Origin of the sequence: Solibacillus sp. FSL K6-1781, assembly GCF_038630735.1 — a bacterium.
Lineage (GTDB): Bacteria > Bacillota > Bacilli > Bacillales_A > Planococcaceae > Solibacillus > Solibacillus silvestris.
Genome location: NZ_CP152038.1, coordinates 3,279,227 through 3,294,492, shown reverse-complemented (window position 1 = coordinate 3,294,492; position 15,266 = coordinate 3,279,227). Strand labels below are relative to the sequence as shown.

Genomic DNA, 15,266 nt, shown 5'->3' with positions numbered 1-15,266 from the left:
AAGGATTCCTTCCTTTCGGGTTTATTGTGATACCTTTACATCGCGGACCATAGCGTAGTTCGATGCATCTAACCAAAATCCTTTGACTTTATCGCTTACTACCGCTAAATGTTCGTAGTTACGAACGGGAATGTAAACAGCTTCTTCTAATTCTATTTTTAGTGCCTCTTCATAAATCTTCTCACGTGTTTCCAAATCACTTTCTGCACGTGCATCTTCAATTAATTGATCGACAGTCGGATTAGAATAGTAGAAATGGTTGCCAGGCGCACCTTGTGAAGCAGTATGGAATAGATTGTACTGGTTATAGTCGCCATCACCAGTTGCATTCCCCCAGCCGCCGATAAACATTTGATGTTGTTTATTGGAAATTTCCTGAATGTATGCACCGTACTCCATCACTTGAATTTCCGCCTTCAAGCCAATACCTTTTAATTGGGATTGAATAACCTCGGCCATATTAATACGCTCTTTACGGTCGCTCGTTAAAATTTTTACAGTCGTTCCTTCTTTTACACCAGCTTCAGCCAATAGTTTTTTCGCTTCTCCCAAATTGTAATCGTAGCCTTTTACATTTTCAGAATAGCCGATTACCATCGGGCTCATTGCAGAGTTGGCTAATGTCCCCACATTTTCATAAATACCGCTGATAATGGACTCACGGTCAACAGCATAGCTGATAGCTTGACGTACTTTCACATCTGATAGGAATGGATCTTGGACATTGAAGCCGATATATTCTACTGCCAGACCTTCTGTACGGTATAAAGAAATGGAGTCTGAACTTTCAATGCGGGCTAAATCTGTTACAGGAATCTGATCTGAAATATGCGCTTCGCCGTTTTCAACCATAGCGATACGTGTTGCATCCTCAGGTACGATTTTAAATGTCAGCTTGTTGAATGCCGGCACATTGCCCCAATAGTCCTGATTTGTTTCAAGCTCGATAGATTGTCCAGAAGTCCAGCTTTTAAAGACAAATGGTCCAGTTCCAACAGGTGCTGTTTTTAATTTATCGCCACTTTCAGCTATCGCTTTTGGACTAATAATACTGCCTTCATTACTTGCTAAAATTGATAGTAATCCGGCATATGGTGATGCTAACTTCATTGAAACTGAATACGTATCATTTACAATAACTTCCGTAATCATGCTTAACTTATCTTTTTGTGGTGAACCTGTTGCAGGATCAAATAATCGGTCAAATGTTGTTTTCACAGCTTCTGCATTAAAATCAGTGCCATCATGGAATTTAATTCCTTCGTTTAATTCGAAAGTCCATGTCGTATCGTCTACCTGCTCCCACGATTTTGCTAGTAAAGGCTGGAAATTCCGGTCTTTGTCGAAAGCGATAAGTGTTTCGTAAACTTTACCGTGAATGATATTCGCTGATGGAATATCTGTAATGAAATGCGGATCTAAGCTTGTCGCATCAGATGCCCGTAATATAATCAGTTCTTCTCCGGCTTTTGAATTGTTGTTTTCTCCCTTGCTTGTATTCGTATTATCAGTTGTTGAACAGGCTTGTAATATGAGTACAAATAATAATAGTGTAAACATATACTTCATTTTCTTCATATGTTTGATCCCTCCAATAATTATTTCGGTTAACCTATTATGCATTATATAAAACAATAACAAGAGATATTTTCAATTCTATTACTTGTATTTTAAATTTTCTGATAAGTTAGTTTTTTCATATTTACTTTGCCCTCTTTATTTTTTACATTTGGAACACATTCAAAATAAAGTTGTAGGAGAGATTAAATGGAGAATAATGTTAATACGGTTAAACTGAATGAACCGGTTATTAAAGCCAAAAAAAATAAAAGCGGAAAATTATGGAGCAAACTGAAAAAGAACAAAACTGCAATGGTAGGGTTAGGGATTTTAATCGTCTACGCTATTATATTACTTTTGGGACCGTGGCTGGCCCCCTATGATCCATATGAGATAGATTTGGCAAATAAATTGCAGTCACCAAGCATGGACCATCTCATGGGAACGGATGATAAAGGAAGGGATATATTAAGCAGGATTTTATCCGGTGCGTATTTAACAATGGGTGTTGGTATTTTCGCGGTAGTGTTCGGAGGGTCTGTAGGAATTATTCTAGGATTAGTTGCAGGGTATTATGGCGGCATAATTGATTCGATTATTAGCCGTATTATTGATGTGATGCTTGCCTTCCCGGGTATTTTATTGGCTCTGGCGATTGTGAGTGCTTTAGGGACAAGCCTCATTAATGTAACGCTAGCTGTAGGTTTTTTCTCTGTACCGATGTTTGCGCGAATTGTGCGCGGATCCACAATGGAAGTAAAAAAGCTGGAATATATTGATGCAGTTAGAACATTGGGTGCAAATGACTTGATCATTATAGTAAGGCACATTTTGCCGAATATTTTATCCCCGATTATTATTCAGGCGTCTATGAGATTGGCAACAGCGATTTTATCGGCTGCGGGTCTTTCTTTCTTAGGTTTAGGTGCACAGCCACCGTCACCTGAGTGGGGGGCGATGTTATCGACAGGGCGGGATTTCCTATTTAATGCGCCGCATATTGCGCTATTTCCGGGCTTAATGATCTCCATGCTGGTGTTAGGTTTGAATCTATTGGGCGATGGGTTAAGAGACGCACTTGATCCACGGATGAAAGGGTAGGGGATTTCAATGACGTTATTTATTTTAAAAAGACTTGTTCAGATTGTGCCTGTCATTTTCGGCGTGACACTCGTGGTATTTTTAATTATGCAGATGGTGCCGGGGGATTCCGCTATCGTATTGGCTGGTGAAGGGGCCTCACAGGAAACAATTGAAGAGCTTCGTGAAAACTTAGGTTTAAATCTGCCTTTGCATATTCAATATTGGGAATATATTAAAGGTGTAGTACAAGGCGACTTAGGTCACTCCATCAAAAACGGCAATCAAGTGCTGGATGAAATAATCGTTCGTTTACCTATTACGATTGAGCTGGCCGTATACAGTATTTTAATTACCATTGTACTCGGTCTGGGGGCAGGAATCATTTCTGCGATTCGACCGTATTCATGGATGGATTTCGGTGTAACGATTATTGCTTTATTAGGAATTTCACTACCGAGCTTTTTCTTAGGGATTTTACTAATGTACTCGTTCTCGATTAATTTAGGGTGGCTGCCAGTAGCCGGTTGGGATAGTCCGATGCATATTATTTTACCCGCAATTACGTTGGGAGCCGGGGGAGCTGCTATTGTTGCGCGTATGACAAGATCTAGCATGCTGGAAGTAATCAATCAGGACTTTATCCGTACGGCGAAAGCTAAAGGATTGAAAGGTTATATGATTATTTTCAAACATGCATTACGAAATGCGTTAATCCCGGTGATTACAGTAGTTGGTTTACAATTTGGTAGTCTGTTAGGCGGAACGGTTTTGATAGAATCAGTGTTTGCTGTAAATGGATTAGGCCGGATGATTGTGGATGCGATTCGAACACGTGATTTACCAATGGTTCAGGGCGGGGTTTTAGTTGCTTCCATGATTTTCGTTTTCGTAAATTTATTTGTAGATATTTTATATAAAGTCTTTAATAAACGGATTGATCTGAATTAGGGAGGGATGGAAATGACAATGGAAACAACAGTATTGGAAGTTAAAAACTTAAAGACGCATTTTTTTACGGAAGAAGGCATAGCAAAAGCTGTTGATGGAGTATCTTTCCATCTGAAAAAAGGGGAGACTTTAGGCATTGTAGGTGAATCGGGTTGCGGCAAATCCATGACATCTCTTTCTATTTTAAGGTTAATACCGACACCCCCGGGGAAAATCGTTGATGGCGAAATTTTACTGAACAATGAGAACATAATTGCAATGGATAATGAACAGTTACGCAAAGTGCGCGGCAATAAGATTTCCATGATTTTTCAGGAGCCGATGACAAGTTTAAATCCAGTACTAACTGTCGGCGAACAAATAGCGGAGTCGCTGCGATTACATCAGAATCTTTCTAGAAAAGAGGCATGGCGTAAAGCAGTAGAAATGCTGGAGCTTGTCGGAATTCCCGCACCTGAAAAACGGGCTAAACAAGAACCGTTTCAATTGAGTGGCGGTATGAGACAACGTGTCATGATTGCGATGGCGTTAGCTTGCAATCCCGAAGTTTTAATCGCGGATGAGCCGACAACTGCACTGGACGTAACGATACAGGCACAAATTTTAGAAATTTTAAAAGAACTGCAGCAAAAGCTTGGCATGAGTATTATTTTTATTACCCATGACTTGGGAGTAGTGGCGGAAATGTGCGATAAAGTAGCGGTCATGTACGCAGGTCAAATTATTGAAGAAGGATCGGCAGATAGCATTTTCGAGGGGCCGCTTCATCCTTACACAAACGGGTTGATTGATTCCATTCCTAAATTGCATGGCGACCAGGAAGATTTGGCAACGATTGAAGGAAGTGTGCCAAGCCCGTATCACTATCCCATTGGCTGCAGGTTTGCGGAACGCTGCCAATTTGCTGCGGCAATTTGCAGAACGAAACAACCGGATTTAGTTCAAATGGGGGAAGGCAGAACAGTTCGTTGCTTTAAATATACAAATGAATGGGGTGGCAATGCATGAAGACGATGAAAGAGCCCATTTTGGAAGTAAAGGAATTGAAGCAATACTTTAATGTGAAGCGCGATAAATTATTTGGAGAAAAACAAGTAGTAAAAGCGGTCGATAATATTTCTTTTGAGTTGTACGAAGGGGAGACATTAAGTATTGTCGGTGAATCAGGCTGCGGAAAATCGACAACCGGACGATCTATTTTACGATTGGACGAGCCTACAAGCGGTTCGATTAAATTATTTGGCGAAGATCTATTAAGCAAATCGACTAAACAATTGAATGTTATGCGTAAGGACATTCAAATTATTTTCCAGGATCCCTTTGCTTCTTTAAACCCGCGAAGAACAATCCGTCAAATGCTGTCAGAAGCGATGACCATTCAAAAGGTAGTGCCGAAAGATTTGCAGGAAGGTAGAATGGTCGAACTGATGCAATTGGTCGGTTTACGTCCGGAGTATTTGGATCGGTATCCGCATGAGTTTTCCGGTGGACAAAGACAGCGTATAGGGATTGCAAGAGCGCTTTCGGTTAATCCAAAAATTATTATTTGTGATGAATCCGTATCTGCATTGGACGTCTCGATTCAGGCGCAAATATTAAACCTTTTGAAAAAACTGCAACGGGAATTAGGGTTGACACTGCTTTTCATCTCCCATGATTTAAGTGTTGTGAGACATATATCGGACCGCGTAATTGTGATGTATTTAGGTAAAATTGTAGAAATTGCTTCGAAGGACAATTTATTCAATACACCGAAACATCCTTATACGAAAGCTTTATTTTCTGCGATTCCTACGTTTGAAAAAGTGAACCGGAAAGAACGAATTTTATTGAAAGGCGATGTTCCATCTCCACTATCGCCACCTTCAGGATGCCGTTTCCATACTCGTTGCCCGTTTGCTACAGAACAATGCAAAACAGAAGAGCCTGCTATGCAGAATGTTCAAAATAATCAAGAAGTAACTTGTCACCATTGGGAAAAATTGATTTAATGGTAGTAATTCATTTTAGGAGCACACGGCAATGTTTCAACTAGATACGTTCAATATTTTTATTTTTATTTGTGTATTAGCCCCAATTATAGCTTCAATGCTATTGGGGTTTATTTCAATTTTTGAAAAGCAAATCAATGTTTTAAAGGAAGCAAAGCGTGCGCTCGAACTCGAAAAAGATTTACATACAGTAAACTATATAAAATTGACTCAGCGGATTAAGCCACATTTCTTTTTTAACACATTGAATACGGTATTAAGTTTAGCGAGGCTGGACAGAAAAAAAGATTTGATATTGGCGATTGAAAGTCTTTCGCAATTTTTGAAGTTTCATTTTAAAGAGCATGATGTCGTCACGCCAATCGAAACGGAAATTGAATTGATTGAACATTATTTAACAATACAAAATTACCGATTCCGTGACAGAGTGCTCATTGAGCGGAACATTGACGATCTAGTGAAGGATCGGCTCGTGCCACCATTTATTTTGCAGACGATTATCGAAAACGCGTATAAGCATGAATTTGAAGTGAATCCGGGCCAACACCAGCTTGATATTACGATTCAAAAATTAGAAAATCAGTTGGAAATTCGTGTGAAAAACTCCAAGCAACCCGTACAATATGAAAAACAAATCGAACGAAGCGGTCACGGGCTTCAAAATATTTATTCAAGATTAGAGCATCTTTACGGGCGCAACAATTATCGTGTTCATATTGACGAAACAGCGTCCTATTACAGTATTGAAATAACGATTCCAGATACGATTAGACACGAGGTGGAAGATGAATATTTTATTAATAGATGATGAACATTTAGAAGTAGAGCAGCTGGAATATTTGATATCACCTCATTTCCCCAATTGGACGATTTTTAAAGCATACGATGCCTCACAAGCACTACAAATTGCTAAAAAAACTAAAATCGAGCTCATTTTTTTGGATATCCATATGCCAGGGAAATCCGGATTGGAATTGGCAAAGGATTTAAAAGCACTATATAAGACCCGAATTGTCATGGTCACAGCCTACCAAAGTTTTGAGTTTGCCCAGAAGGCTATTCGCATCGGGGTAGAAGATTATTTGACAAAACCGATTATCGAAGACGACTTGATGCGGGTCATCAATAAATATGATCATTGGAACTCAAAAGATTCTACAATTCAAAGCGCCTTGGACATTATTCACGAAAACTACAGCGAAAAACTAACTGTGAATGATATCGCCAAAAAAATCTTTATAAACCCAAGCTATTTAAGCCGCAAGTTTTTAGAGACGCAAAAAATCGGTTTAAATGAATATTTGAATCGGTATCGCCTTGAGAAAGTTACGCAGCTTCTGGCAAGCGAAAAAGAACACAGTATTTCGGAAATTGCAGAAAAGTGCGGATTTAATAGCCAACATTATTTAAGTGTCGCTTTTAAAAAGAAGTTTGGTATAACACCGAGAGAGTACAGATTAAGATCTCGGCTAGGTATGCAGCATGAAAATAGCTAGCAATGTAATATGGGTAGGTACTTCGATGGGTACGATTTTATTATTAGTGCGGTGGATTACAGGGAATGCTTTATTATCTTCGGAACAGTCACTTGTAAAGTTTGGTATTTTATTTGCGATTATATTAAACTGCGCGTATGGTACAGCACTGATCTTTCTGTCATTCTTCATGAAAAAAATCAATCGTAGCAATATGAAAAACTTTTTCGAGGAAAGCTATAGCAAGTTAAGTGGTGTTGCTAATAAACGATTTATAAAAATTGTTTGCTATTTTGTCCAATTAGAACTTTGGATTGTGCAAATCGTCGTGCTGTCTACCTTTTACCAAATATTTTTCGGGTCAAACGGGATTTATTGGACATTTATTACAATCGGGATAATGGTAGTTATTTGCTATATAGCTTCTATAAAAGCTACCCAGTCGATTGCACTGATGTATTCGATTTTGCTTTTTGTCACACTGACCATTATCCCAATCTATTATTTTATATTAAACGGTTCAACAGAGGTGTATGAAGGAATCCGCTTATATCACCCTTATTTACTGTATTTCAAAGACAGCAGCTATGTGCCGTTCTACATCGCACTGTTCATTATCGCATGCTGCCATGTTCTAGTTGATTTGCCTACGTGGTATACGATATCTTTAATCGAAAAGTCTAAAAGGTCCATCGCACTGTTAATTACTGGAGTTATTAAAATATTGATAAGCTTTTCGTTAACCGCCATTCTGTTGATCGCTATTTATCAAGGACCTTTTGAAAATATTGAAATGCTATTATTATCGTATTTACATATTGAAGAATCAAATGCGTTAAGTTATTTATTTGCGGCATTTTGTTTGATGTCGATTTTAGCGCCTCTTTTAGTCAGCGTGAAATCCATGCGGAATCTAAATAATGGAGAATCTAACGGACTAACAATTCTTTTTCTGATCGGTATTTTATTCAGTATTATTTTTGTGGAGTCCATTCACTTGCTGGACATCATCATATATTTCGGGTTAATTTACGTAGCGTTGATGCCGTTGTTTGTAATGTTCCTATTTACTAGCCTGAAGCTTCCAAAAAATATTTATTTGTATTTCATCAGTTTGGTAATATTCGGGCAAGGTCTTTACTATATGTCGAACAATATATTATTAACAATCTTCATGCAGTTGTTATTAGGGTTTTTATCCTATTACTTTGCATATAAACAACCTAATTCTCTAGAGCGGGCAGGGAAATTTTAACACGTTACCTTTTTGTCTGTTAAGGAAAATATAGAAATAAATTTATATGCTCCCGAGTAGATCAACATGGCAGATTACTAAAAAACGACCCTTGACGAAAGTAGTCATTCGTCATAAAGTAATGTTAAATTCATCAAGCATTAGGTGCCCGTTAAGGGAGAATAGGGAATAAAGTGAAAAGCTTTAGCGTAATCCCAACACTGTATAGAGGAGTTGCATAGCAAAACCCACTGGATTTACATCTGGGAAGGGGCTATGAAATTGTGAATCTGAGCCAGGAGACCTGCCTAATACGCTTACTGTTTATAGACACTGGATATGTCTGTAGTTTATTTGTTATCGAATAAACTGCAGGCTTTTTTATTGTCAAAAATACATTTAGATAGGGGAAACGAAACATGCAATTATTACAGCAAACAATTGATCAAATTCAAGGAATCGACCGACAAATGGAAGAAAAAGCACGTACGTACATAAACTCTTTAGCCAAACCACCACAAAGCCTAGGGAAGCTCGAATCACTAGCTCTGCAAATCGCCACAATTACGGGTGACCTTGCGCCTAAAATCGATAATAAAGCGGTGATCGTCATGGCTGCGGATCACGGGGTGTATGAGGAGGGCGTAACGCCAAATCCGCAAAGTACAACGGTTTTCCAAACATTATCATTTCCAAAAGGGACGACAGGGATGTGTACGATTGCGAAAATTTCGAATGCACAAGTCATTCCGGTAGATATCGGTGTAAAAGAAGATTTACCTCAAGATGCTGGGGTAATCATTAAAAAGGTCAAATACGGGACAGACAATATGGCGAAAGGTCCAGCAATGACCCGAGAAGAAGCGATTCAAGCGATTGAAGTAGGAATTGAAGTCGCAACAGAAGCGATCCAAAACGGTATCAATCTCATTGGTACCGGGGAAATGGGTATCGGGAATACGACACCGAGTGCTGCGGTGCTTTCAGTGCTTCACGGCTGTGATCCGCTGGCAGTAACGGGCTTTGGAGCTGGTGTCGGAGCTGGAGGTATCGAATATAAAGCCGAAGTCATTCGAAAAGCGATTGCCTTGAACGAGCCAAACGCCGAAGATCCGATTGATGTTGTAGCAAAAGTAGGCGGACTGGAAATTTGCGGGATGGCCGGAATCTTCCTTGCAGCTGCAGCAAATCGTGTACCGGTCGTTGTTGACGGGTACATTTCAACGGTTTCCGCATTAATCGCCTCTAAGTTAAATCCGAATGTGAAAGCGTATTTGATTCCGTCACATTTATCGGAAGAGCCGGGTGCAAAAATCGCAGCTGAGCTTCTAGGATTAGAGCCAATGCTGCATATGAATATGAGACTTGGAGAAGGATCAGGTGCTGCACTAACGTTCCCGATTCTAGATGCAGCATGTTCGATGATTACAAATATGGTGACGTTGGAGGAAGCGGCAGCGCTTTTAGTAGCCAAGTAGAAAAATCTTCAAGACATGAAATTCGTAAAATAAAATTACGTAAACGGGCTACATTAAAAGTGACAGGAACTTTTAATGTAGTTTTTTTTTATGAATTCGGTATTCCATAGAAATAAATGGAGTTTTTCAGTCTATTCCATTTGTTTTACCAGTAAAGTACCAAATAAGCGGAACTATTTTGTTTTATTGAGTAAGTAAAGAAATCATAAAGAAAAGCCCTATCCAATCCGCTGAAAATGTTATGTGCGACCAAAACATTCGGGGAATGAATAGAACTTGATTTAATTTTACAGAAAATTCAGTGAAATGCAAGCGATTGTCCTGTCATTTGCATTCCCTCCGTAATATCCTATATTAACCAAATGTAAAAACATATTCGAATTGTTAATAATAGCTAAAAAAGTGCTTTTTGGATGGAACTTGGAATAAAGTAACCGGTAAATAGGGTAAGGAGAAGTAAGACCAATAAAAAGGAGAGGCGGGAGGGGCATTAAGAGAAACGGGGTGATCACTATTTCTCCGTATGTGAAAGGTCGTTTTTGAATATATTCGAAAAGGATGAGGATAATATGAATCAAATTTTCAAAAAAGATGAGTTTATTATTATTCCTTTTTATAAAGGGCGCAAGCAGGAATTTATGGTCGTCAATACGAAGAAGGAATTTAAAAATGGACATACGCACTTAAAGTCATTTAAGATGGCCAAGTATTTGATTAATCTTGCGCGTTGCCAAAAAATCAATTCCGGATTAAGACCATATTTATTAACAAGCCTTACAAGAATATCGGCAGACCGTGAATATATTCAAAAATTAGAAGAGCTTCTAGCCGTGAAAAGAAGTAAAGGGTCAAAAGCTTCCTATTATAATAAAGCAATCTAATTGTACGTAATCACGTCAATAAAAATAGATAGACCGCTTTTTCAAGAAATTGAAAGAGCGGTTTTTGCATGGAACTTTTTTTGGGGTGGAACTCATCACCTGAGAGCTTACAATGTAACTAAATCATTTTTAATAATGCTTCTTCGCCAATCATACCTTCTTCAATACCGTACGCTCTTGCTTCGTATGTCACGGATTCTAGTGGCGCTTTAAGTAAGTCATCGATCGTTCGAACACCTACTGCACGACCCGCAATGATTTTGCGATCGGCCAACTTTTCATTTAACAGACCAACATCGAGTGCACCGCACATAATGTAGCCATGCTCATTCGAAATTGTCAGTAATGTTGTTTTAGGTAATTGAACCGTTACCGCAGTAAATAAATGACCTTGAAGATCAATCGTTTCCGTATAGACGATAACCTTCTCCCCCTTTCATATAAATCATATGAAACAATTAGAAATTGGTACTTGTTTTTGGGGAAATTATGCAGGTTACTTCAAAAGAGCGACTGCTTTGGTCCGCATTTCTCAATTTACTTTCTACAATAAGGTACTAAGTTCTACTTTCGGACCGAACTGTTCAACTTTCAAGCTAGAATCTTCTACTTATCCCGAAGCCTTCTACTTTTGAGCCGGTTTGTTCCACTTTCATCAGTCCTCGTTCTATATTCATGACGCAGAGTTCTACTTTTGCATCGGTCCTTTGTACTTTTAAGCCGGAACTTTCTACTTTCCCGGCCTTTAATTACATGCAGTGATAATAATACTTACAATCTCTTACAATTAATTCATATGAACTTAATATTCCACCCTTACACTAAGAAAAAATGTAAAGGTGGAATGTTGTCTATGTCTAAGAAATTACTAGCTGCGGCTCTTATTGGAGCGGCGGTCACTACGCCTGCCATTGTCGCAGAAGCTGCGTTAAGTTTAGATGCACGTTATGACTCCGGTGTTCAAAATGAAGATGGTGGTACCACGGAAATTGTTGCGTATAACCCGTACACCCATGCAACGTATATTGTAAATGGCGAAACGAAGAAAATTGAAGCAATCTCACTCAACTATACAAAAGATGAGGCCATGACGTTAAAGCCTTTCCTTTCGATCGATATCGCCAAAACAATTGCCACATTCGACCAAACATTTGAATACGGTGATTTAACAAGCATTACGGTACACCCGAAAGAAAATGTAATTGCGGTGTCGGTACAGGCAAAAGGCTACAACACTGCCGGTTATGCTGTTGTACTAACGGGGGATGGCAAGCTTCTTGGCGCGACAAAAGTAGGCATTCAGCCGGACAATATTACATTCACAACGGACGGGACGAAGCTTTTAACAGCAAATGAGGGGGAGCCGCGTGAAGGCTATGGCGCGGATATTGTTGACCCGAAAGGCAGCATTTCTGTTATTAATACAGCAAACGGCTTTGACGCATTAACAGAAGAAACACTTTTCTTCGAAGCATTCGATACAGCAGAAAAACGTGCTGAGCTCGTTGCGGACAACGTCATTTTAAAGAAAAATACAAATGCTTCTGAAGATCTGGAGCCGGAATACATAGCTGTTAATGAAGCGAGCACAATGGCGTATGTCGCGTTACAGGAAAACAATGCCGTTGCCACAATTGACTTAACATCAAATGAAGTGGTATCTGTGAAAGGGCTTGGCTTCAAAGACCACAGCAAGCCCGGCAATGAAATCGACTTATTGAAAGACGGCAAAATCGAGATTAAAAATGAAAACTACTTCGGTATCTATATGCCCGATGGAATGGCAACAGTGACGATTAACGGCAAAGATTATCTCATCACGGCCAATGAAGGCGATGGACGCGAATGGGGTGAGGAAGACAGCGAAAACTTCCATTTGAATGAAATCGAAACGGAAGAAGAAATCGTAACATATGATACGTCTGGCTACGACGGTTTTGTAGAAGGGCAGGACTATATTTTCGGTGCACGTTCATTTGCTATCTTTGATGCTGAGACAATGGATGTCGTGTTCGATAGCGGCAGCGATTTTGAATCAATGACAGCACAGCATCATCCCGAACATTTCAACGCAAGTAATACGAACGTGAAACTTGATAATCGCAGCGGTAAAAAAGGACCCGAGCCGGAAGATGTAAAGATCGGCAAAGTAGGTGATGAAATCTTTGCATACATTGGACTGGAGCGCATCGGTGGTGTCATGATGTACAACATCACAAAACCGGCAAGTGCAAAATTTGTAGACTATCTGAACTTACGTGACTTCTCGGATGATATTAAAGGTGATGTTTCCCCAGAAGGAATGGCCGTCATTACGAAGGAAGACAAGTCGCAGCTAATTGTTGGTCATGAAGTGAGTGGTACGGTAACGGTGTTGAATGTAATGGACGATTCGATCGCATTTAAAGATGTTGAAAATCATCCGGATAAAGAAGCAATTGCAAACGTAACAAAGCGCGGTTTATTTAAAGGGGTAAATGAGACAACATTCGCGCCAAACAAGCCGTTTAGCCGTTCACATGCCGCATTGGTGCTGCACCGATTGGCGGGTACACCGGCAAGTAACACTACGAACTTCAATGACATAAAAGCATCTGCAACAGAAGATGCTGTTTCATGGGCAGTGGCAAATCAGTTCATCAGTCCATTAAACAACAAAGCATTCGGCGCAGCAAAACCAATTACGCGTGAAGAATTCGCAGTAGCGGTCTACAATGCGTTGAAGGCGGCTGGACAGATCACAGTAGCTGAAGCGCCTGTCTATACGGACGATGAAAAAATTGCCGCGCATGCCAAGGAAGCTGTTGCCTCATTGAAAGCAGCCGGCATTATGACAGGAACGAACAATGAGTTTCATCCGAAGCAATCGTTGACACGTGCACAGGCGGCTGTTGTTTTGGATAAATTGCTGAAATAAGGTTAAGTTTCATTCTATCTATCAAGCTCGCTGCGACGAAAACGCAGCGAGCTTAATTTTTTAATGTTGCATGAAATCCAGAGTTCACAGAATTCTTGAAATATACTTTCTTCTGACAAGTGCAATGATTTATACTAAAAATAACAACTACGAATGAACATGGGGAATGTAATTGAAAAAACTATTCGCTGCTATTATGATGTTAGGAGTCATTTTTATAATGAATGATGCACAGGCACAGCAAAATAATACAAAATCTACTTGGCTTTGGCATACCCATACGATTACAGATGAGCAAACGATCCAGTTTCTAATAGAAAAAGAAGTAACGACCGTTTATTTGCAGATTGATCCAGAAATACCGAATGATATGTACGCAGCCTTTATTAACAGGATGCGCGAAGCAAATATTGAAGTGCAGGCACTGGATGGTGGTTCTTATTGGAATACAGCAAATTTTAATGCGTTCTGGGCGTGGATCAGTCAATACCATCAGGAATATCCTGCATCGAAATTTACAGCAGTCCATTTAGATGTAGAGCCTTATTTATCTGCATTATGGGAACAGAATCGAAACCTTGCAGTCAGTCAGTATCAAGAATTAATACAACACGCCCTCTATAAAGTACGCTGTACAGAACTAAGGTTAGAGGCGGATATCCCATTCTGGTATGATGAAGTGCTATATTATAACCAATTTGGTGAAGGGAACTTGGCAGAGTGGATGATTGCGAATACAGACGGCGTCTCCATCATGGCCTATCGCAATACAGTTGCCGCACTAAAGAGCATTACAAAAAATGAAATGAGTTATGCAAAGAAGTATCAAACTCCGGTTGTTATTGGTGTTGAAACAATGCCTTTCCCATATGAGCCATATATAACATTTGCCGCTGAAGGTGAAATCAAGATGAATCAAGTACTCGATCAAGTGGCAAGCCATTATGCTAAAAACCGTTATTATAGCGGGGTAGGTATACACTATGTGCAAAGCTGGCAAGGGTTGAGAGAGTAGTATTTGAGATAGAGTGCCATACAACAAATAACAAAGGACAATCCAAGGAGTTTGGGTTGTCCTTTGTTTATTTTTAAATCTTTACGAAAAGCCATTTAAATAATGCTGTAATGCACTCGCACCACTTTCTTGGAGAGACTGATCTTCTGGGAAGGTACACCAATGATAAATGACGCCCATTGCGAGCTGGGTAAAGGCGAGTTTTAATTGTTTAAGTGATAACGCAGGTTTTGATGGGCTTGCTTCAATAACCTCGGTAATTAATGCTTCAAATAACATAAATAATTTACGGTTAGGATTCCTGAAATATAAATGAGCTTCAGATTCTAAAGAAGTAGAGTAAACTACGGATAAAAACTCACGCCCAAACGTTTCTTCTAAATAAATAAATACGTTCTCTAAAAAGAGCTGTAATCGTCTTTTTGGTGATAATTGTATTGGTAGATCATTATACAATTGTTCATAATACTTATCTGCCAAGGCAAAGTGCTCATTTAAAATTTCAGCCTTTGACTTAAAGTGATGGTAAAACGAACCTTTGGATGAATTACAGGCTTGTACAATTTCATCGACACTGACATTTTTATATCCTTTTTCTTTAAACAACTGCATGGCAATCCTTATGATGAATTCCCTTTTATTTTCTGTTTTATGTATTTCATTTTCTCTTTTAATCAATTAAAT

14 protein-coding genes and 1 riboswitch are annotated in these 15,266 nt (G+C 39.3%); of the genes, 11 read left to right on the top strand and 3 right to left on the bottom strand.

All coding sequences use genetic code 11. The features are described 5' to 3' along the window. Nucleotides 1–21: 21 nt before the first annotated feature. Nucleotides 22–1,578, bottom strand: coding sequence for a glutathione ABC transporter substrate-binding protein (locus MHH37_RS16675; RefSeq protein WP_342573869.1), 1,557 nt, complete (start codon nt 1,576–1,578; stop codon nt 22–24). A gap of 189 nt (nt 1,579–1,767) precedes the next feature. Here MHH37_RS16675 and MHH37_RS16670 point away from each other — a divergent pair, with 189 nt between their 5' ends. The 9 genes from MHH37_RS16670 to MHH37_RS16630 all read left to right on the top strand — a co-directional run bounded on the left by MHH37_RS16670 (nt 1,768) and on the right by MHH37_RS16630 (nt 10,650). Beyond that, the gene (locus MHH37_RS16670; RefSeq protein WP_342573868.1) at nt 1,768–2,661 is read left to right on the top strand and encodes an ABC transporter permease subunit; all 894 of its coding nucleotides are present in this window, start codon (nt 1,768–1,770) and stop codon (nt 2,659–2,661) included. 9 nt (nt 2,662–2,670) lie between these two features. After that, nucleotides 2,671–3,591 (top strand): ABC transporter permease, encoded by a 921-nt coding sequence (locus MHH37_RS16665; RefSeq protein ID WP_008405321.1) that lies wholly within the window; start codon nt 2,671–2,673, stop codon nt 3,589–3,591. Between the two features lie 12 nt (nt 3,592–3,603). Continuing rightward, nucleotides 3,604–4,599 carry an ABC transporter ATP-binding protein gene (locus MHH37_RS16660; RefSeq protein WP_342573867.1) on the top strand — a complete coding sequence of 332 codons (996 nt, stop codon included), beginning with the start codon at nt 3,604–3,606 and terminating at the stop codon, nt 4,597–4,599. After that, nucleotides 4,596–5,582 (top strand): dipeptide ABC transporter ATP-binding protein, encoded by a 987-nt coding sequence (locus tag MHH37_RS16655; RefSeq protein WP_342573865.1) that lies wholly within the window; start codon nt 4,596–4,598, stop codon nt 5,580–5,582. The genes MHH37_RS16660 and MHH37_RS16655 overlap by 4 nt, the downstream gene beginning before the upstream one ends. Nucleotides 5,583–5,613: 31 nt before the next feature. Beyond that, nucleotides 5,614–6,390: a histidine kinase gene (locus MHH37_RS16650; RefSeq protein ID WP_008405312.1), complete on the top strand. Its 777-nt coding sequence runs from the start codon at nt 5,614–5,616 to the stop codon at nt 6,388–6,390. Continuing rightward, nucleotides 6,368–7,078, top strand: coding sequence for a response regulator (locus MHH37_RS16645; protein WP_342573863.1), 711 nt, complete (start codon nt 6,368–6,370; stop codon nt 7,076–7,078). Before MHH37_RS16650 ends, MHH37_RS16645 begins: the two co-directional genes overlap by 23 nt. 25 nt (nt 7,079–7,103) lie before the next feature. Beyond that, complete coding sequence (locus tag MHH37_RS16640) at nt 7,104–8,312, top strand: hypothetical protein (RefSeq protein WP_342573862.1); 1,209 nt, start codon at nt 7,104–7,106, stop codon at nt 8,310–8,312. A gap of 125 nt (nt 8,313–8,437) precedes the next feature. After that, nucleotides 8,438–8,618, top strand: a riboswitch (cobalamin riboswitch). A gap of 92 nt (nt 8,619–8,710) precedes the next feature. Then, nucleotides 8,711–9,769, top strand: a complete 1,059-nt coding sequence (gene cobT, locus MHH37_RS16635; protein WP_342573861.1) for a nicotinate-nucleotide--dimethylbenzimidazole phosphoribosyltransferase — start codon at nt 8,711–8,713, stop codon at nt 9,767–9,769. A gap of 569 nt (nt 9,770–10,338) precedes the next feature. Beyond that, nucleotides 10,339–10,650, top strand: a complete 312-nt coding sequence (locus tag MHH37_RS16630) for a hypothetical protein (RefSeq protein WP_008405307.1) — start codon at nt 10,339–10,341, stop codon at nt 10,648–10,650. 118 nt (nt 10,651–10,768) lie between these two features. Here MHH37_RS16630 and MHH37_RS16625 read toward each other — a convergent pair whose 3' ends face one another. Next, on the bottom strand, nt 10,769–11,071 hold the full coding sequence (locus tag MHH37_RS16625; RefSeq protein WP_065216841.1) for a DUF1805 domain-containing protein: 303 nt from the start codon (nt 11,069–11,071) through the stop codon (nt 10,769–10,771). A gap of 432 nt (nt 11,072–11,503) precedes the next feature. Here MHH37_RS16625 and MHH37_RS16620 point away from each other — a divergent pair, with 432 nt between their 5' ends. Beyond that, a complete protein-coding gene (locus MHH37_RS16620; RefSeq protein ID WP_342573859.1) occupies nt 11,504–13,567 on the top strand; it encodes a choice-of-anchor I family protein in 2,064 nt (687 codons plus the stop codon). A 172-nt stretch (nt 13,568–13,739) separates the two neighbouring features. Next, nucleotides 13,740–14,582, top strand: coding sequence for a hypothetical protein (locus MHH37_RS16615; protein WP_342573857.1), 843 nt, complete (start codon nt 13,740–13,742; stop codon nt 14,580–14,582). 81 nt (nt 14,583–14,663) lie between these two features. On the opposite strand, the gene MHH37_RS16610 is transcribed toward MHH37_RS16615, so the two are convergent. Next, nucleotides 14,664–15,260 carry a TetR/AcrR family transcriptional regulator gene (locus MHH37_RS16610; RefSeq protein ID WP_342573856.1) on the bottom strand — a complete coding sequence of 199 codons (597 nt, stop codon included), beginning with the start codon at nt 15,258–15,260 and terminating at the stop codon, nt 14,664–14,666. Between the last annotated feature and the right edge of the window lie 6 nt (nt 15,261–15,266).